This window comes from Streptomyces sp. NPDC093252 (assembly GCF_040683675.1).
In the GTDB taxonomy this organism is placed as follows: domain Bacteria; phylum Actinomycetota; class Actinomycetes; order Streptomycetales; family Streptomycetaceae; genus Streptomyces.
The window spans coordinates 73075-91097 of record NZ_JBFBEM010000002.1 but is presented as its reverse complement, the minus strand read 5'-3'; the positions used below and the strand labels follow the sequence as shown (position 1 = coordinate 91097).

The following is an 18023-nucleotide window of genomic DNA, read 5'->3' as shown; positions in this document are numbered from 1 at the left end:
CGCCGTGCCCCGCTACTTGGCCACGACCGCGGCGGCCAGTTGGGACAGCGGCTCCGCCAGCGCGTTCACCGCGTCCGACAGCTCCTTGCGCTCGGCGTCGCCGACGGTGTCGTAGGAGACGAAGGCGTAGGAGGAGGGGCCGGGGCGGTACTCGTCGAGCAGGGTGTTCAGGGCGGTGAACTGCCGGTCCAGCTCGGTGACCAGCTCCGGGTCGTTCTCCCGGGCGACCGGCTTCAGCAGCTCGTAGGACTTCTGGGCGCCCTCGACATTGGCCTTGAAGTCGACCAGGTCGGTGTGCGAGTAGCGCTCCTCCTCGCCGGTGACCTTGCCGGTGGCGACCTCGTCGAGGAGTTCCTTGGCGCCGTTGGCCATGGAGGTGGGGGTGATCTCGGCGGTGCCGACCCGCCGCTGCCAGTCGGTGAGATCGGTGATCAGCCGGCCGGCGAGTTCCTTGTCCCGGTCGCTGATCTTTCCGTCCCGCCACAGCGAGCGCTCCAGCCGGTGCCAGCCGGTCCAGTCGGTCTCCGGGTCCTGGCCGTCCTCCAGGCCGTCCTCGCGGAGGTCGACCTTGGGGTCGATGTCGCCGAACGACTCGGCGACCGGCTCGGTGCGCTCCCAGCCGATCCGGGAGGTGGCGTACGCCTTCTTCGCGGCGGCCACGTCCCCGGCCTGCACGGCGTCCGCGAACGCCTGCGCGAGCGGCAGGGTCTCGTCGGCCTGGGTCTGGGCGTAGCCCCGGTAGGCGGCGACCGCCTCGTCAAGCCGGGGGTCGCGGGGGGCGGCCGAGCCGCCGGTGACCTTGAGGTCCTGGCGGATGCCGTCGCCCTTCATCCCGGGCTTGCAGGCGATGCGGTAGTCACCGGCCTCGACCTCGGCGGTGACCCGCTGGCTGGTGCCGGGGCCTATGTTCTCCCGCTCGGTGACCACCCGGTCGTCGGGGAAGAGCAGATAGATCTCGTTGACCTTGCTGCCCTTGTTCTCCACCTCCAGTTCGATGTGCCCGGCCGGCACCTCGTGGGTGGAGACCTCGCAGCGGTCGTCGGTGGCGGTCACCTTGATGACATTGCCGCCGTCGCCGGAGCCGCCCTTCTCGGTGCAGCCGGTGAGAGCGGTGAGGGCCGCCGCTGTGACGACAGCGGTGGTCAGAGAGAATCCGGCGGCACGCATACGGGCTCCAGAGGCGGGCTAGGCACGAGGGTCAGGCAAGCAAGGCGGGCCTAACTTATCTGAGCCTTACCTATCCGATAACCGGTCGGACAGTGATTCAGCTCTCATGAATCGCCTTTGGTTATGAAGCCCTCAAAGAGGAGTAATGCGGGTGTCGGGGGACGGTCAAGGAGCGGTCAAAAGCGGGCCTCAGGGCTCACGCCGGGGCGTCACCAGGACCGCGCCCGTCCGGGGATGCGGCAGCACCTCCACCGGCTGGTCGTACACCTCCGACAGCAGCTCCTCCGAGAACACCTCCGCCGGGGGCCCGTCCGCCGCGACCCGCCCGGCTCGCAGCACCGCCACCCGGTGCGCGTACGCCGCCGCGAGCCCCAGATCGTGCAGGACGACCACCACCGCGTCCCCGGCCCGCGCCCGCTCCCGGCACAGCCCCAGCACCAGTTCCTGGTGCTTGAGGTCCAGCGCGGCCGTCGGCTCGTCCAGCAGCAGCAGCGGCGCCCGCTGGGCCAGCACCCGGGCCAGCGCCACCCGCGCCCGTTCCCCGCCGCTGAGCGCCGAGAAGGGCCGCCCGGCGAAGGCGGTCACCTCGGTCGCGGCCATCGCCCGCGCCACCGCCGTGTCGTCGTCGTCCTGGTCCACGGCGGCCCAGGGCGCCCGGCCCATCCGGACCACCTCCTCCACCGTGAACGGATAGGCCAGCGACGCCGACTGCGGCAGCACCGCCCGGCGCAGCGCCAGTTCGGGCGCCGACCACTCCGACACCGGCCGCCCGTGCACCCGTACGACGCCCGAGGCGGCCGGGACATCGGCGGCCAGCGCGCCCAGCAGGGTCGACTTGCCCGCCCCGTTGGGCCCCACCAGCGCCAGCACCTCGCCCGCGCGGACGGTCACCCCGACCTCCCGCAGCACCTCCCGCTCCCCGAGCCGCACCGACAGCCCCTCGGCGGCGGCCAGCACCTCACCGGGCGCCGGGACGGGTGGGGGAGTGAGGCGCCTCGGGCGCAGCCGCAGCAGCGGCAGCAGAGGCAGCAGCGGCGCGAGTCGGGGGCGTGCGGTGTCGGACGTCGTCTTGGGGGGCTGTGGGGTTTGCGGGGCTTGCGGGGCCTGGTGGGTTTGGTGGGCCTGCGGGGTCTTCGGGGTCCTTGGGCTCACGCCCAGCCTCCTTGCTTGCGGCGGGTGCGGCGCAGCAGCCAGAAGAAGAACGGGCTGCCCACCAGGGCGGTCAGCACACCGAGCGGCATCTCGGCGGGCGCGGCCAGGGTGCGGGCCGCGAGATCGGCGCCCAGCAGCACCAGCGCGCCGCCCAGCGCGCTGCCCGGCACCAGGAAGCGGTGCCCCGGCCCCGCCGCCATCCGCAGCAGATGCGGCACCACCAGACCGACGAAGCCGATCACCCCGGAGACGCTCACCGCGGCGGCCGTCAGCAGCGCCACCACCAGGATCAGTACGATCCGCAGCCGCTCCACCTCCACCCCCAGATGCCGGGCGGGCCGGTCGCCGAGGGCCAGCAGATCCAGCTTGCGCGCGTAGAACGGGGCGATGGCCAGACCCAGCGCCGCGCACGGCAGCACCGCGAGCACCTTGGGCCAGGTCGCCTGGGAGAGCGAGCCGAGCTGCCAGAAGGTGATCTGGTTCACGGCGGCGGTGTCCGCGAGGAAGATGAACAGCCCGACCAGCGCCCCGCAGAACGCGTTCACCGCGATACCGGTCAGGATCAGCGTCACCACTTCCGTACGGCCGCCCGCGCGGGCCATCGCGTACACCAGCAGCACGGTCGCGAGGCCGGAGACGAACGCCATCGCCGGGAGCGTCCAGTTGCCGAGGAAGGACAGGCCGAGCGCGATGGAGGCGACCGCGCCGACCGCCGCGCCCAGCGAGACCCCGATGGTGCCGGGCTCGGCCAGCGGATTGCCGAACACGCCCTGCATCAGCGCGCCCGCGCAGCCGAGGGAGGCGCCCACGAGCAGGGCGAGCACGATCCGGGGGAAACGGACGTTCCAGAGCACGGACTCGGCCACCCGGTCCAGTTCCTGCCCTCCGGCGCCGATCCGGTGCAGTACGGAGCCGAGGACGTCCCCGACCGGGATCGGGTACGCGCCGATGCCCGCCGCCACCGGGATCAGCACCAGCAGGCCCGCCACCAGGGCGGTGGTCAGGAGCCAGGCGGGGCCGCGGCGGGGGCGGGGGGCGGTGGTCCTCGCGGGGGCGGCGGTCGATCCGGTGGCCTCACCGGTCTTCTCCAGGACCGTCATGCCGTACCGCCCTCGTAGAGCTGGGCCACGACCGAGGCGAGGACCTGGTCGGTGCGGGGGCCGTAGCTGAGCAGGACCCCGTCCTCGACCGACACGATCCGCCGGTCGAGCCCGGCGGGGGTCTGGGCGACCCCGGGCACCTTCTCCAGGCCGTCGATCCCGCCCACCGACTCAAGTCCCTTGGACATCACCAGGATCGCGTCCGGCGCCGCCTTCACCAGGGCCTCGCTGGTGATCGGCGTGAAGTCCTTGGTCAGTCCGGAGTCGGCGCCCGCGTCGACACCCCCGGCCGCCTCGATCAGCGAGGACGCCCCGGAGTCCGCCCCGCCGATCAGATAGACCGAGGCCGAGCCGCGCAGATACAGAAACGCCACCCGGGGCCGGTCGGCGTCCTCGGGAACGTCCTCGCGCACGGCGGCGATCCGTTGCTGCGAACGCTCGGTCAGCTCCTGCCCGGCGGACGGTACGCCGAGCGCCCCGGCCACCGCCGCGATCCTCGGGCCGACATCGCCGAGGCCCTTGGCGGGGGCGACGGTCAGCACCGGCACCCCGGCCGCGCGGATCTGCTCCAGTGCCTCGACCGGGCCCGAGGTGGTCTCGGCGAGCACCAGATCGGGCCGCAGCGCGAGCACGCCCTCGGCGGAGACATCGTGGGCGCGGGTCACCAGGGGGAGGTCCTGGGCCTGTTCGAAGGTGGTGGAGACATCCCGGCCCGCCACCCGGTCGCCGAGGCCGAGACTGAACACGATCTCGCTGAGCGAGCCGGACAGCGGCACGATCCGGTCGGCCGCCCCGACGGTGACGCGCTCGCCGTCGGCCGAGGTGACGGTGACGGGCAGCCGGGGTGCCGGGGTGCCGGTGAGCGGCTCGACCCGGTCGGCGGCGGCCCGCGCGGCCGATGCCTCCGGCGGCGCGACGGGGGCGCCGGTATCGCCGGAACCGGAACAGCCCGCCGTGGTCAGGGTGAGCGCCGCCAGCAGGACTCCCGCCAGCTTGGCGCGCAAGGGTCGCACCGTCGTCCCGTTCCTCTCCGCACCGGACCTTCCGGAATCACTCGATGGAGTTTAGGTTAGCCTTACCTTGCTGGCTAGATCAGGTTGGTTCCTGGCCGGTTCTTTTCGCTGCCGTGGCTTCCATGGCAGCCCGTCGCCCCCCCAGGTCCCTTCGTCGGAGGTCCGTCATGCCCCAGCCCTCGCGGTCCCGCCGGTACGGCTGGTCATCCCGGTACGGCGGTTGGTCGCCCCGGAGCGACGGCAGGTCACCCCGGTACGGCTGGATCGCCGCCCTCTGTCTGGCCGTGGCCGTGCTGGGGGCGCTGCTCCCGGCTGGGGCCGCCTCGGCGGCGAGCAGCCCGGTCCAGGGCGGACGGCTCGACTGGGGCGTCAAATCCTCCTTCCAGACCTATGTCACCGGGCCCATCGCGCAGGGCAGTTACACCCTGACCGGTGGTGCCGCCACGGTCGGCGCGAACCAGTTCCGCTTCCACTCGGCCAGCGGCAGCTACGACGGGGACACCGGGGCGTTCAGCGCCGGGTTCTCGGGCGGGGTGCGGTTCGTCGGGCACCGGACCGACTCCGGGGCGCACGAACTGGACATGACGATCAGCCGGCCCACCCTCCGGATCTCCGGCGGCAGCGGCACGCTGTACGTCGACGTCACCAGCAAGGCGAAGGGCACGGGGACGGTCACGACGTCCGGTCAGGTGCCCTTCGCCTCCGTCTCCCTGGGCGGGATCGACATGCGGGGCGGCGGTACCGCCGTCACCCTGAACAACCTCCCGGCCACCCTCACCGCCGAGGGCGCCAAGTCCTTCGCCGGGTACTACGCGGCCGGGACCCCGCTGGACCCGGTGAGCCTCTCGGCGGACATCGCGCCCGCCGCCGCGAAGCCGACGCCGACGCCGGGCGCGAGCGAGTCGGCGCGGGCGGAGCAGGACCCGGCGGAGAGCGACGGCGACCGGGGCGCCACGGAGAAGCTGGTCGACGGGGCCGTCGACTGGGGGGTGCGCCGCACCTTCCGGGAGTACGTCACCGGTGACATCGCCCAGGGCGAGTGGACCCTGTCGTCGGGCGCGCAGGACGGTGGCGCGCTGTTCCGCTTCCCCGGCGGTGAAGGGACGTACAACGACGGCCGCCTGAAAGCCGAGTTCACCGGCGAAGTGCGCTTCACCGGGGAACACGGCCTGGATCTGCGGCTGAGCGGGGTCCGCGTCACCGTCGCGGCCGACGGCGAGGGCACCCTGCACGCCCGGGTGAACGGCGCCGCCGAGGACGTCTCCCTGGTCACCTTCACCGCGAAGGACCTGAAGCCGAAGGACGGTCTGGTCACCGTCACCGAGGCCCCCGCGAAGCTCACCGCGAGCGGCGCCGAGGCGTTCGACGGCATGTACCGGAAGGGCACCGGGATGGACCCCGTCTCCCTGGCCGTCGCCCTCACCGAGGACGCCACCCTGCCCGCCCTCCCCGACCTGGGCAGTTCGGCCGCGCCCGGCGCCGAGCCCTCCCCGTCACAGGACCGCACCGCCCCGGCCGCCGAGCCGGTCGCCGCCGCGGGCCGGGACGACGGAGGCTTCCCCGCTCTCCCGGTCACCCTCACCGCCACGGCACTGCTGCTGGCCGCCGCCGCGTACGCCGCCGTCCACCACCGCCGCCGCACCCGCGCGGCAGCGACCCCGACCGACCCCACCCCCTGAAGCCCACCCCCCCCACAACCCCCCCCACCCCCACCCCACCCGATCACCCACCCTCATCCACCCTCAGGAGAACCACCCATGCCGATGAGACCCCGACGCCGCAGTACCGCCCTCGCCGCCGCCGTCGCCACGGCCGCCGCGCTCGGCACCACCGCCCTCGGTCTCGCCGCCGCCGCGCCCGCCGCCGCGGCCGGTGTCCCGCTGACCGGCTACGAACTGACCTGGGGCATCAAGGAGTCGTACCGCACCTATGTGGTCGGCATGGCCGCCGGCAGCTTCACCCCGTCCGGCGGGGCCGCGCAGGCCGCCGACAACGGGGTGTTCACCTTCACCGACGGCTCCGGCACCTACGACCCCGCCACCCACACCGTGGACCTGGGCTTCAAGGGCGCGCTGAAGATCGCGTCCGTGCGGCACGGCTTCGAGACCACCCTTTCCGACGTGCGGTTCGACAGCGCGGCGGGCGAGATCACCGCCGATGTCACCAGCAAGGGCGTGACCAGCGACGACGTCCCGCTCGCCGAGGTCACCGTGTCCCGCACCATGAAGGACATGGCGACCACGCTCACCCAGCAGGCCGCCGACATCTTCGGCAGCGCGAGCTACGCGGGCGCGGCCGGCGACCCGCTGACGGTCGTCGAGAAGAAGCCCCCGGTCACCACACCCCCCGTGACCACCCCGCCGGTCACCACACCCCCGGCCACCACCCCGCCGGCCACGACACCCCCCGTGACCACGCCCCCGGCGACCACCGCCCCGCCCAAGCCCACCGGCACCACCACCCCGGCCCCGACCGCCACCTCCGCCACCCCCGCCCCGGCCCGGGGCGACATCGCGGACGGCACCCTGACCTGGGGCGTGAAGGAGTCCTTCCGCACCTATGTGGTGGACGGCGTCGCCCAGGGCGACATCACGGTCTCCGCCGGGGCGCGGCAGGCATCGGGCAACGGCGTGTTCACCTTCCCGGACGCCACCGGCACCTACGACACCGCCGCGGACACCCTGACCGCCGAGTTCCGGGGCGCGGTGAACTTCAAGGGCCACCAGGAGGGCACCGAGTACGGTCTCGATCTCACCCTCACCGATCTGCGGGCCACCCTCGACGGCGGCAGCGGCGAACTCACCGCCGATGTGACCAGCCTGGGCGAGCGGTCCGAGGATGTGGTCCTCGCCGAACTCACCGCGAAGTCCGCCGACCTGACCGCCCGCGACGATGTCATCACCCTCGACGACATCGCCGCCGAACTGACCGCCGAGGGCGCCGAGGCGTTCGGCGACTTCTACGAGGCGGGCTCCGCGCTCGACCCGGTCGACCTGTCGGTGGCCCTCACCGAGGGCGCCGAGCTGCCCGGCGGCGACGGCGGCACGGACGGCGGCGGCACGGACGGGGGCACGGACGGCGGTACCTCTGGCGGCACCGGTACGACCGGCGGCACCACCTCGGGCGGTGTCACCGGCGGCCTCGCCAACACCGGCTCCGACACCCCCGTCGCGGCCCTCGGCACCGCCGCCGCCCTCACGCTGATGGCGGGCACGGGCGTGGTCCTGGCCATGCGCAAGCGCCGCACCCAGGCGTAACCGGCCGGGGCCGTACCGGAGTCACGGCGGCCATGGGGGAGGCGGACCGGGCGGAGCGCCCCCGGTCCGCCCCTTCGGCGCCCTCACCCCACCGTGCCCGGTCCGCCCCTTCGGCGTCCCCACCCCACCCCGCCCGGTCCGCCTCCCCGGCGTCCCCCGCCCCACCCCGTCCCCCGGCCCCCGCATGCGCTTCAATGCCCCGGTGAACGATTACGACGTGCTGCGCGTCTTCTGCGCGGCGAACGGCGGCCTGGGCGAGGAACTGGGCGTCGTCCGGGACGGATCCGTCCTGCCCGACCCGGCGCGGCGCCAGGAACTGGCGGCGCGACTCGGCTTCGGCGGGACGGTGTTCGTGGACGACCCCGAGCGCGGGACCGTCGACCTCTACTCACCCGGCGCCCGGCTGCCCTTCGCCGGGTACCCCTGCGTCGGCGCGGCCTGGCTGCTCGACGTACCGGAACTGATCACGGCGGCCGGGGTGGCGGGGGCGCGGCAGGACGGGGAGTTCTGCTGGATAGAGGCGCGGGCGGAGTGGGCGGCGCCCTGGGTCCTGCGGCGGTACGCGAGCGCGGCCGAGGTCGAACGGCTCGGTCCGCCGCCCGGCGCGGGGGAGCGCCTGTACGCCTGGGCCTGGGAGGACGAGGCGGCCGGGCGGATACGGGCCCGGGGCTTCGCCGGGCGCGCCGGCCGGACGGCGGAGGACGAGGCCAGCGGCGGGGCGGCGCTCCTGCTCACGGCACACCTGGGCCGCGCCCTGAACATCACTCAGGGCGCGGGCTCCCAGATCCTCACGGCACCGCAGCCGATGGGGTGGGTGGAGATAGGGGGACGGGTGGTGCTGGAACGGTAGAGGGAGTGGGGACGGATTCGGGAGAGGCTCACGCGGTGAGCGGGAACTCCTCGCCCAGGGCCCGGAACACACCCGTGTTCAGCGCGAAGGCCCGCTTGCACTCGGCCACCACCCGCTGCTTCTCCAGATCGTCCGCCTCCAGCGCGTCCAGCAGCTCCCGGTAACCGCGCTTGAACGCGGCCGGGTTGGAGATCGACTCGAAGACGTAGAACCGCACTCCGTCGCCCTTGCGTGCGAAGCCCCAGGTCTTCTCCGCCTTGTCGCGGATGATCTGGCCGCCGGAGAGATCGCCGAGGTAGCGGGTGTAGTGGTGGGCCACATAGCCGCCGGGCCAGGTGCCGGCGCACTCGCGCACCCGGTCCGCGTACTCCTGCGTGGCCGGGAGCGCGGACAGGCCGTCGCGCCAGTTGGGGCCGCGCAGATGCTCCAGGTCCCGCTCCAGGGCACCCAGCCGGAACAGCTCCGGCTGGACGAAGGGACCCGCCACCGGGTCGGCCGCCAGCGCCTCGGCGCCGGACTCCATCGCCTCGTACACGAACCAGAGCTGCTCGGTGTAGCGCGCGTACGCGTCCACGCCGAGCCGGCCGCCGAGCAGATCGCTCATGAACGTCGAGGTCTCCGCCTCCACATGCTGTTCGTGGGACGCGGTGCGGATGACTGTCGAGAAGGACTCCATGGAGTGAATCATCTAAGGTGAGCCTTACCTAAGTCAATGCTTTCCCGACTCCCTGTCGGTAAAAGCGTACAAGAAAACACCCGCCCCGAGCAGGGGCGGGTGCGAGCGGTGTCCTGCCGGGCCCCGGTGTCCTGGGGGCCGGTGTCCTAGGGGAGGGTCAGGATCTCGGTGCCGGTCTCCGTCACCACGAGGGTGTGCTCGAACTGCGCGGTCCGGCGGCGGTCCTTCGTGACGACCGTCCAGCCGTCGTCCCACATGTCGTACTCATGGGTCCCGAGGGTCAGCATCGGCTCGATGGTGAAGGTCATCCCGGGCTGGATCACCGTCGTCGCGTGCGGGCTGTCGTAGTGCGGGACGATCAGGCCGCTGTGGAAGGCGGTGTTGATGCCGTGCCCGGTGAAGTCCCGGACCACCCCGTAGCCGAAGCGCTTGGCGTACGACTCGATGACCCGGCCGATGATGTTGATCTGCCGGCCCGGCCGGACCGCCTTGATCGCCCGGTTCAGAGACTCCCGGGTCCGCTCGACCAGCAGCCGGCTCTCCTCGTCCACGTCCCCGACCAGGTACGTGGCGTTGTTGTCGCCGTGCACCCCGCCGATGTAGGCCGTCACGTCCAGGTTCACGATGTCGCCGTCGCGCAGCACGGTGGAGTCCGGGATGCCGTGGCAGATGACCTCGTTGACCGAGGTGCACAGCGACTTGGGGAAGCCGCGGTAGCCGAGCGTCGACGGATACGCCCCGTGGTCGCACATGAAGGTGTGCGCCACCCGGTCCAGCTCGTCCGTCGTCACCCCCGGCGCGATCAGCTTCGCGGCCTCCGCCATCGCCCGCGCGGCGATCCGCCCGGCGATCCGCATCGCCTCCACCGTCTCCGGGGTCTGCACCTCCGGGCCGGTGTAGGGGGTCGGCGCGGGCTTGCCGACGTACTCCGGGCGCCGGATGTTTCCGGGCACGGAACGAGTGGGAGACAGGTCCCCTGGGACGAGCAGCGACTGGCCAGACATGCCAGCGAGTCTAACCAGCGGGCATGGGGGACCATGTCAGAGGCGAAAGGAGCCGCTCATGGCCCTGTTCAAGAAGCGCACGGCCGCGAAGCCGGGCGAGTGGTACTACTGCCTGGAGCACAAGAAGGTCGAGGAAGGGCCCGAGTGCCCGGCGAAGGACCGGTTCGGGCCGTATGCCACGCGGGGGGAGGCGGAGCAGGCGATGGCCACGGCTCGGGAGCGGAATCTTGAGTGGGAGACGGATCCTCGGTGGGATGACGCTCCGCGGGGGGAGGGGGACGAGGGCTGAGGTGGGGGTGGGGGTGCGTTGTCGGGTGCGGGTGCGTGGTGGCTGGTCGCGCAGTTCCCCGCGCCCCTGAAACCCGCATAGCTGCGGGCAGTCGTGCCGCAGGGCGGCACGGGTGGGCGCGGCGGCACCCCGTACGCGCGGGTTCGCGGCCTCTGCCTGCACCCTTGCGCCGCCGTCCCCGTCTACCAGCGCGCCGGTGGGGGCGCCGTCAAATGGTCCGCCAGGCGGGACACCCGGTCCCGCAGGCGGCTTCGGCCCCGGGGTGTCGGGCGGATGTTCTCCCCGGCCGCCGCGCTCACCAGGTGCTGGACGGTGTCCAGGTCCAGTTCCCCGCCCTCCGGTACCGCGAGGAACTCGTGGGCCATGACCGACAGCTCCCGCTCCCGCTCCCGCTGCCCCGAGCCCAGTGCCAGTACTGTCACCCCGGCCCGCCGGGCGTCGTGCACCCGCTCCAGGAGCCGTGAGCCCGGCTCGTCCGGCGCCACCACCAGCAGGGTCTCCCCGCGCCGGGCCGCCTCGATGCGGCCGAGGCCCACCGCGAGATGCGCCGGGTCGGCGGGCCGGGCCGCGTGCCGGACCAGGGTCGGGGCCAGTTCCGGCGTCCCGGACCAGGCGGCCTCGTCCGCCAGATGCGCCGCCAGATGCCAGGGCTCGTACTCCCGGGTCCCGACCAGCAGCAGCCCCCCGCCGTGCGAGACGACCGAGCCCCGCAGCGCGCCCGCGAAACCCCGCGTCGCCCCCAGCCATTCCGTCCCGGCGAGCACCTCGCGCAGCAGCGCGACCCGTACGGCATCCATGGCCCGCATCCTGCCGCACCACGCCGTCCGTGACCCGGCGTTCACCCCGGATTCGCCCGTCCTGGGCACACCCCCGCGATACGGCCGCCCCGGCGCCCCCGCCCTGGCACCATGCCCCCGTACCCCGACCAGGAGCCGCGTATGCCCCCCACCGCACCCCCCACCGCACCGTCCACCCCGCCCCCCTCCGTGCCCTTCCGGGCCGGGCAGGAGGGCTATGCCAGTTTCCGGATCCCGGCGCTGGTCGCCACCGCCGCCGGGACGCTGCTCGCCTTCTGCGAGGGGCGGGTCGACTCCAGCAAGGACTGGGGCCGGATCGACATCGTCCTCAAACGCTCCACCGACGGCGGACGCACCTGGGGCCCCCTCCGGGTCGCCGCGAGCAACGGCGTGAACCTGGCCGGCAACCCCGCCCCGGTCGTCCTGGACACCGGCCGGATCCTCCTCGTCCATGTCCGCTCCGCCGCCGCCGCCTCCGAGGCGCTCATCCTCGACGGCAAGGTCTCCGACGCCGACGGCCGCCGCGTCTGGGTCCAGCACAGCGACGACGACGGGCTGACCTGGTCCCCCGCCGCCGACATCACCGACCAGGTCAAACGGCCCGGCTGGCGCTGGTACGCCACCACCCCCGGCCACGGCATTCAGCTCACCGGCGGCCGGGTCGTGGTCCCCGGCAACCACACCCTGCCGCCCGACCCCGGCACCAGCGGCGCCGCACCGCAGTACAACAGCGGCCACTGCCTGCTCAGCGACGACCGGGGCGCGACCTGGTACCTGGGCTACCTCGACCAGAACACCGACGGATACATCAACGTCAACGAGACCATGGCCGCCGAACTCCCCGACGGCCGCGTCTACTTCAACGCCCGCAACGACTCCCGCTCACCCGGCAACCGCGCCGACGCCCACTCCCACGACGGCGGACGCACCCTCGCCCTGCCCTTCCGCCCGCAGGCCGGTCTCACCACCCCCGTCTGCCAGGGCAGCGTGCTCCAGCTCCGCGGCCCCGACGTCCTGCTCTACGCCGGGCCCGCGCTGTGGGACGCCCGCGCCCTGATGACCGTCCGCGCCTCCCTCGACGGCGGCACCACCTGGCGCCCGGTGTTCACCGCCGACGGACTGCCCGCCGCCTACTCCGACCTGGCCCGGGTCGACGCCCGCACCCTCGGACTGCTCCACGAGACCGGCGACTTCGGGGCGTACGAGCGGATCGTCTTCCGGCGGATCCCCGTGACACGCCTCACCGGCTGAGCGGGGCGGCCCGGGACGTAAGGTCGGCCCATGACCTCTACGGATAGTGCCGCCAACGGTTCCGCAGCGCGGAAGGCCCCCGCCAAGGACCCCTGGGACCTGCCCGATGTCTCCGGGCTGGTCGTCGGGGTGCTCGGCGGGACCGGACCGCAGGGCAAGGGCCTCGCCTACCGGCTCGCCCGCGCCGGACAGAAGGTGATCATCGGCTCCCGGGCCGCCGAGCGCGCCCAGGCCGCCGCGGACGAGATCGGACTGGGCATCGAGGGCGCCGACAACGCGGAGACGGCCCGCCGCAGCGACATCGTGATCGTCGCCGTCCCCTGGGACGGCCACGGCGACACCCTCGCCGCGCTGCGCGCCGAACTCGCCGGGAAGCTGGTCGTCGACTGCGTCAACCCGCTCGGCTTCGACAAGCAGGGCGCCTACGCCCTCAAGCCCGAGGAGGGCAGCGCCGCCCAGCAGGCCGCCGCCCTGCTCCCGGACTCGCGGGTCACCGCCGCCTTCCACCACCTCTCCGCCGTCCTGCTCCAGGATCCGGAGATCGACGAGATCGACACCGATGTGATGGTGCTCGGCGAGGACCGCGCCGATGTGGAGATCGTCCAGGCGCTCGCCGGGCGCCTCCCCGGCATGCGGGGTGTCTTCGCCGGGCGGCTGCGCAACGCCCACCAGGTGGAGTCCCTGGTGGCCAATCTGATCTCGGTCAACCGCCGCTACAAGGCCCACGCCGGGCTCCGGGTCACCGACGTCTGAGCCGATGGGGGACACTGGTGGACGCACCGGAGCGATTCCGGCGCACCCTTCCCCGTGTCCCCCTCGTCTTCCCCGCGTCCCGACAGGAGCCGACCCCGATGCCCCGCCTGGCCCTCTACGCCCTGATCGTCTGCGTCCTCGCCGTCGCCGCGGCCGTCGTCTCCTTCGTCCAGGGCAACTGGCTGGGCATCGTCTGGGTGCTGCTCGCGGGGCTGTCGTCCAATATGACCTGGTACTACGCCCGGCGCGGCCGGGCGGCGCGGCAGCGCTCGGTCACGGGCTGACCGAGCAGTACGGGTTGCCCTCCTGCCAGAACCGGTACAGATCCCGGCCGCAGTAGCTGTCCACCTCGCTGATGCCGAGCCCGCCGAGGATCGCGTCGATCGCGTCGAAGAAGGCCCCGTTGACGGCCGGCACCCACAGCAGCGCGAACACGAACAGCAGCCCGAACGGAGCGAACGGCTCCACCTGCCGCCGCACCTTGTACGACAGCCAGGGCTCGATCACCCCGTAGCCGTCCAGCCCCGGCACCGGCAGGAAGTTCAGGATCGCCGCCGTCACCTGGAGCAGCGCGAGGAACGCCAGCGCGTACCGGAAGTCGGCCGGTACGCCGGACAGCGCGTCCAGCCAGAACGGGGCCGTGCACACGATCGCGAACAGCACGTTCGTCAGCGGCCCCGCCGCCGAGATCAGCGAGTGCTTCCAGCGCCCCCGGATCCGCCCCCGCTCGATGAACACCGCACCGCCGGGAAGCCCGATCCCGCCCAGGATCACAAAGATCACCGGCAGCACGATGCTCAGCAGCGCATGCGTGTACTTCAGCGGATTCAGCGTGAGATAGCCCTTGGCGCCCACCGAGATGTCCCCGCTGTGCAGGGCGGTCCGGGCGTGCGCGTACTCGTGCAGACAGAGCGACACGATCCACGCCCCGGTCACGAACAGGAACACCGCCAGCCCCGGCTGCTCGGCGAACCCGGTCCAGGCCGCCCACCCCGTCACCGCCGTCACGGCGACAATCCCGAGAAACACCGGACTGATCCGCCGGTCGGAACGGATGGATGCGGTGGCCATGGGGCGAACTCCAGCGAATAGAACGGGACGGTACCCGGGGAAACGTACCGCCACCACCACGGGTTCCACCCAGGGAACGACCAGGTAATGCCCTTAGGGGCGCTGGGGGCACCCCCTCTGGGGGAGGAACTGCGCGATCAACCACAACGCACCCGCACTGTCACAACGACCGCCACCCCCACCCCCCAGGGGCGCGGGACTGTGTCGATTTGCGGCTCCGCCGCGCGGGCGCGACCAGCCACAACGCACCCGCACCCACACGACGACCGCACACACCCCCTCCCAGGGGCGCGGGGAACTGCGCAACCAACCCCAACGCACCCGCACCCGCCCCCACACACCGCCCGCCCAGGGACAATGGACCGGTGCGCTACAGGATTCTCGGCCCCACCCACGCCTCCCACCCCGACGGCACCCCCATCCCCCTCGGCGGCCCCCGCCTGCGCGCCCTGCTCACCGCGCTCGCCCTGCGCTCCGGCCGCATCCTCCCGGTGACCTCCCTCGTGGACCAGGTGTGGGACGGCGACCCGCCCGCCGACGCCCCCGCCGCCCTCCAGGCGCTCATCGGCCGGCTGCGCCGCGCGCTCGGCGCCTCCGCCGTGGAGTCCGCCGCAGGCGGCTACCGTCTCGCCGCCACCCCCGACGACATCGACCTGCACCGCTTCGAGCGCCTCACCGACGAGGGCCGCCGCGCCCTGGCCGACGGCGACCCCGCCAAGGCCGCCGACCTCCTCGACGACGCCCTCGCCCTCTGGCAGGGCCCCGCCCTCGCCGACCTCCCCGACCGCAGCGCGCACGCGGCCCGCTGCGAGACCCGGCGGCTCGACGCCCGCCGCGCCCGGCTCACCGCCGCTCTCGCGCTCGGCGCCGCCGACCGGGCGCTGCCGGAGCTGACCGCCCTGTGCGACGCCCACCCGCTGGACGAACCCCTCCAGGCGCTGCGGCTGCGCGCCCTGCGCGACACCGGCCGCCCGGCCGAGGCCCTGGCCGCCTACGACGGCGTACGCCGGCTGCTCGCCGACCGCCTCGGGTCGGACCCGGGGCCGGAACTGCGCGCCCTGCACGCCGAACTGCTCGCCGCCGACGAGCCGCCCCCACCCCCGGCCCGCCCGCCCGGCAATCTGCGGGCCCGCCTCACCTCCTTCGTCGGCCGGGACGCCGATATCGGGGCGATCCGCGCCGCCCTTGCCACCGCACGCCTGGTGACCCTGCTCGGCCCCGGCGGCGCGGGCAAGACCCGGCTGTCCCAGGAGGCCGCCGAGACCGCGCGGGACACCGCCCCGGACGGGGTGTGGCTGGCGGAGCTGGCCCCCGTCACCGATCCGGCCGCCGTCCCCGAGGCGGTGCTCACCGCGCTCGGCGCCCGCCAGACCGTGCTCTACGGGGCCGGTGCCGAGGAGATCCGGGCCGCCGTCGCGGACCGGTACGACGACCCCGTCGACCGGCTGGTCGAGCACTGCGGGCCCCGCCGGATGCTGATCGTCCTGGACAACTGCGAGCATGTCGTCGAGGCCGCCGCCCGGCTCGCCGAGGAACTCCTCGCCCGCTGCCCCCGCCTCACCGTCCTCGCCACCAGCCGGGAGCCGCTCGGGGTGCCCGGTGAGCTGCTGCACCCGGTGGAGCCGCTGCCGGAGCCGTCCGCGCTGCGGCTGCTCGCCGACCGGGGCGCCGCCGCCCGCCCCGGCTTCCGGATCGAGGACGACCCGGAGGCCGCCGCCGAGATCTGCCGCCGCCTGGACGGCCTCCCGCTCGGCATCGAACTCGCGGCGGCCCGGCTCAGGATGCTCACCCCCCGCCAGATCGCCGACCGTCTGGACGACCGCTTCCGGCTCCTCACCGCCGGGAGCCGCACCGCGCTGCCCCGCCAGCAGACCCTGCGCGCGGTCGTCGACTGGTCCTGGGACCTCCTGGACGACGGCGAACGCGAGGTGCTGCGGCGGCTGTCGGTGTTCTCCGGCGGCTGCGACCTGACCGCCGCCGAGGCCGTCTGCGGGCCCGCCGCGCTCGACGCCCTCGGCACCCTGGTCGACAAGTCCCTCGTGGTCGCCGCCCCCGTGGACGGCGCCGGGATGCGCTACCGGCTGCTGGAGACCGTCGCCGAGTACGCCGCCGAACGCCTGGACGAGTCCGGCGCCCGCCCCGGCGCCGAGCGCGCCCATCTCGTCCACTACCGCGAGTACGCCCGCCACGCGGACCGCGGGCTGCGCGGCGCCGGGCAGCGCGAGGCCATCGCCGGACTCGAACGCGAGTACGAGAATATTCGGGGTGCCCTGCGCCGGGCCGTCGCCGCCCGCGACGAGCAGGAGGCGCTGAGCCTCGTCCACTCGATGATCTGGTACTGGCAGATTCGCGATCTGCGGATCGAGGCGCGCGGCTGGTTCGGCGAGGTGATGGCGCTGGGCCCCGACCCCTTCGCCGAGCCCGCGCCCCGCGCCAGGCCGGTCCTGGAACGGGTCACGGCGGCCCCGCCGCCCCTGGTCGGCGAGGCCCTGATCGAGGCCCGCCGGGGGGTCCATCTGGCCCATGTCGCCTGTATGGACACCGAGATGGAGTCCTGGCAGACCGAGCGCGGCCGGCAGAAGCTGCGCACCATCACCGAGGTCTACGAACCCGGGATGCCCCAGGTCTGCCGGGTCCCCGGCCTGTTCTGGTTCTTCGCCGTGATGCTCAGCGGCGGCGCCGAACGGCTGCGTGACATCATCGACGCCGCCGTCGACACCTGCCGCCGCACCCCGGACCACGCGTGGGAGCTGGCCAGCGTCCTCCAGATGCGGGCCAGCATCCTCGCCAACCGCAGCGACTGGGCCGGTGACGCCGTCCGCGACGCCGACGAGTCCCTGGAGATCCACCGCCGGCTGGGCGATCTGTGGGGCCAGGCGGAGGCGCTGTCGGCCCGCGGTGAGGCCAACGAGCGGCGCGGCGAGCACGACCTGGCCGCCGCCGACTTCGAGTCCGCCATCCTCCAGGCCGAACGGCTCGGCGCCCGCAGCCAGGCCGCCGTGCTCGCCGCCCGGCTCGGCGGCACCCTGGCCGAGGCCGGCCGGTACCAGGCCGCCGAGAAACTGCTGCGGCGCATCCTGGACGAGGACGAGACCGTGTACGGCGAGGCCCGCCCCGCCGCCCGGCTGTTCCTGATCGGCGTCCTCGGCGCGACCGGCCGCAGCCCCGAGGCCCGGGACGAACTGCGCACCCTGCGGGAGGACTTCCACCTCGCGCACTTCCTCTTCTTCGACGCCTTCCTGCTCGGCACCGAGGCCTGGCTCGACGCCGTCGACGGCGACCACGCGTCCTGTCTGGAGAACGCCCGGCGGGCCCTGGCGAAGGCCGCCGACCCGGTGGCCCAGTCCATCCAGCCCACCGTGCAGTCGGTGTACCTCACCACCGCCGCCATCGCGCTCGCCGAGGCCGAGGACGGGCGCCGCGCCGAGGACGCCGCCCGCTGTCTGGGCGCGGCGGCGGCCCTGCTGCCGCCCGGCCATGTGGCGTCCTGCACGGAGCGGAAGTCCCGGGACCGGGCCGTCGCCTCCGCCCGCGCGGCGCTCGGCGACGACCGGTACGAGGCCCGGTTCGCCGAGGGCGCCGGCCTCTCCCCCGAGGAGGCCGCCGCCCTGCTGTGACCCCGCCCGCCCGGTCACCCGGCCCG

General features: G+C 73.8%; 16 protein-coding genes. 8 read left to right on the top strand and 8 right to left on the bottom strand.

The features are described 5' to 3' along the window. Nucleotides 1–12: 12 nt before the first annotated feature. The 4 genes from efeO to AB0O01_RS03605 form a co-directional block, all read right to left on the bottom strand. Entirely contained in the window at nt 13–1167 is a 1155-nt protein-coding gene (efeO, locus tag AB0O01_RS03620; protein WP_365310658.1) for an iron uptake system protein EfeO, read from the bottom strand. A gap of 189 nt (nt 1168–1356) precedes the next feature. Next, nucleotides 1357–2187, bottom strand: coding sequence for a heme ABC transporter ATP-binding protein (locus AB0O01_RS03615; protein ID WP_365311220.1), 831 nt, complete (start codon nt 2185–2187; stop codon nt 1357–1359). 128 nt (nt 2188–2315) lie between these two features. Next, complete coding sequence (locus AB0O01_RS03610; RefSeq protein ID WP_365310656.1) at nt 2316–3419, bottom strand: iron ABC transporter permease; 1104 nt, start codon at nt 3417–3419, stop codon at nt 2316–2318. Beyond that, entirely contained in the window at nt 3416–4432 is a 1017-nt protein-coding gene (locus AB0O01_RS03605) for an ABC transporter substrate-binding protein (protein ID WP_365310654.1), read from the bottom strand. Before AB0O01_RS03605 ends, AB0O01_RS03610 begins: the two co-directional genes overlap by 4 nt. A 167-nt stretch (nt 4433–4599) precedes the next feature. Between AB0O01_RS03605 and AB0O01_RS03600 the strand changes: the two genes are divergently transcribed. The 3 genes from AB0O01_RS03600 to AB0O01_RS03590 all read left to right on the top strand — a co-directional run bounded on the left by AB0O01_RS03600 (nt 4600) and on the right by AB0O01_RS03590 (nt 8539). Then, on the top strand, nt 4600–6111 hold the full coding sequence (locus tag AB0O01_RS03600) for an HtaA domain-containing protein (RefSeq protein ID WP_365310652.1): 1512 nt from the start codon (nt 4600–4602) through the stop codon (nt 6109–6111). 78 nt (nt 6112–6189) lie between these two features. Continuing rightward, entirely contained in the window at nt 6190–7689 is a 1500-nt protein-coding gene (locus AB0O01_RS03595) for an HtaA domain-containing protein (RefSeq protein ID WP_365310650.1), read from the top strand. 202 nt (nt 7690–7891) lie between these two features. After that, entirely contained in the window at nt 7892–8539 is a 648-nt protein-coding gene (locus AB0O01_RS03590; protein ID WP_365310648.1) for a PhzF family phenazine biosynthesis protein, read from the top strand. A 28-nt stretch (nt 8540–8567) separates the two neighbouring features. On the opposite strand, the gene AB0O01_RS03585 is transcribed toward AB0O01_RS03590, so the two are convergent. Further along, on the bottom strand, nt 8568–9215 hold the full coding sequence (locus AB0O01_RS03585) for a biliverdin-producing heme oxygenase (RefSeq protein WP_365310646.1): 648 nt from the start codon (nt 9213–9215) through the stop codon (nt 8568–8570). A gap of 146 nt (nt 9216–9361) precedes the next feature. After that, the gene (map, locus tag AB0O01_RS03580) at nt 9362–10219 is read right to left on the bottom strand and encodes a type I methionyl aminopeptidase (protein ID WP_365310644.1); all 858 of its coding nucleotides are present in this window, start codon (nt 10217–10219) and stop codon (nt 9362–9364) included. Between the two features lie 58 nt (nt 10220–10277). On the opposite strand from map, the gene AB0O01_RS03575 reads away from it, so the two are divergent. Further along, nucleotides 10278–10508, top strand: coding sequence for a hypothetical protein (locus AB0O01_RS03575; protein WP_365310642.1), 231 nt, complete (start codon nt 10278–10280; stop codon nt 10506–10508). Nucleotides 10509–10690: 182 nt separating this feature from the next. Here the strand turns inward: AB0O01_RS03575 and AB0O01_RS03570 are convergent, their stop codons facing one another. Continuing rightward, on the bottom strand, nt 10691–11305 hold the full coding sequence (locus AB0O01_RS03570; protein WP_365310640.1) for a hypothetical protein: 615 nt from the start codon (nt 11303–11305) through the stop codon (nt 10691–10693). A 141-nt stretch (nt 11306–11446) separates the two neighbouring features. Between AB0O01_RS03570 and AB0O01_RS03565 the strand changes: the two genes are divergently transcribed. The 3 genes from AB0O01_RS03565 to AB0O01_RS03555 all read left to right on the top strand — a co-directional run bounded on the left by AB0O01_RS03565 (nt 11447) and on the right by AB0O01_RS03555 (nt 13593). Further along, nucleotides 11447–12556 (top strand): sialidase family protein, encoded by a 1110-nt coding sequence (locus AB0O01_RS03565; protein ID WP_365310638.1) that lies wholly within the window; start codon nt 11447–11449, stop codon nt 12554–12556. A gap of 30 nt (nt 12557–12586) precedes the next feature. Continuing rightward, nucleotides 12587–13309, top strand: a complete 723-nt coding sequence (gene npdG / locus AB0O01_RS03560; RefSeq protein ID WP_365310636.1) for an NADPH-dependent F420 reductase — start codon at nt 12587–12589, stop codon at nt 13307–13309. Between the two features lie 98 nt (nt 13310–13407). Further along, nucleotides 13408–13593, top strand: a complete 186-nt coding sequence (locus AB0O01_RS03555) for a hypothetical protein (protein ID WP_365310634.1) — start codon at nt 13408–13410, stop codon at nt 13591–13593. Here the strand turns inward: AB0O01_RS03555 and AB0O01_RS03550 are convergent. Then, a complete protein-coding gene (locus AB0O01_RS03550; protein WP_365310632.1) occupies nt 13583–14380 on the bottom strand; it encodes a site-2 protease family protein in 798 nt (265 codons plus the stop codon). The two genes, AB0O01_RS03555 and AB0O01_RS03550, sit on opposite strands and share 11 nt — an antisense overlap. A gap of 365 nt (nt 14381–14745) precedes the next feature. Between AB0O01_RS03550 and AB0O01_RS03545 the strand changes: the two genes are divergently transcribed. Continuing rightward, nucleotides 14746–17997: a BTAD domain-containing putative transcriptional regulator gene (locus AB0O01_RS03545; protein WP_365310630.1), complete on the top strand. Its 3252-nt coding sequence runs from the start codon at nt 14746–14748 to the stop codon at nt 17995–17997. Nucleotides 17998–18023 lie beyond the last annotated feature (26 nt).

Coding starts and splice junctions, on each gene's coding strand:
- efeO (WP_365310658.1), bottom strand. CDS start 1,167: ATGCGTGCCGCCGGATTCTCTCTGACCACCGCTGTCGTCACAGCGGCG.
- AB0O01_RS03610 (WP_365310656.1), bottom strand. CDS start 3,419: ATGACGGTCCTGGAGAAGACCGGTGAGGCCACCGGATCGACCGCCGCC.
- AB0O01_RS03600 (WP_365310652.1), top strand. CDS start 4,600: ATGCCCCAGCCCTCGCGGTCCCGCCGGTACGGCTGGTCATCCCGGTAC.
- AB0O01_RS03595 (WP_365310650.1), top strand. CDS start 6,190: ATGCCGATGAGACCCCGACGCCGCAGTACCGCCCTCGCCGCCGCCGTC.
- AB0O01_RS03585 (WP_365310646.1), bottom strand. CDS start 9,215: ATGGAGTCCTTCTCGACAGTCATCCGCACCGCGTCCCACGAACAGCAT.
- map (WP_365310644.1), bottom strand. CDS start 10,219: ATGTCTGGCCAGTCGCTGCTCGTCCCAGGGGACCTGTCTCCCACTCGT.
- AB0O01_RS03575 (WP_365310642.1), top strand. CDS start 10,278: ATGGCCCTGTTCAAGAAGCGCACGGCCGCGAAGCCGGGCGAGTGGTAC.
- AB0O01_RS03570 (WP_365310640.1), bottom strand. CDS start 11,305: ATGGATGCCGTACGGGTCGCGCTGCTGCGCGAGGTGCTCGCCGGGACG.
- AB0O01_RS03565 (WP_365310638.1), top strand. CDS start 11,447: ATGCCCCCCACCGCACCCCCCACCGCACCGTCCACCCCGCCCCCCTCC.
- npdG (WP_365310636.1), top strand. CDS start 12,587: ATGACCTCTACGGATAGTGCCGCCAACGGTTCCGCAGCGCGGAAGGCC.
- AB0O01_RS03555 (WP_365310634.1), top strand. CDS start 13,408: ATGCCCCGCCTGGCCCTCTACGCCCTGATCGTCTGCGTCCTCGCCGTC.
- AB0O01_RS03550 (WP_365310632.1), bottom strand. CDS start 14,380: ATGGCCACCGCATCCATCCGTTCCGACCGGCGGATCAGTCCGGTGTTT.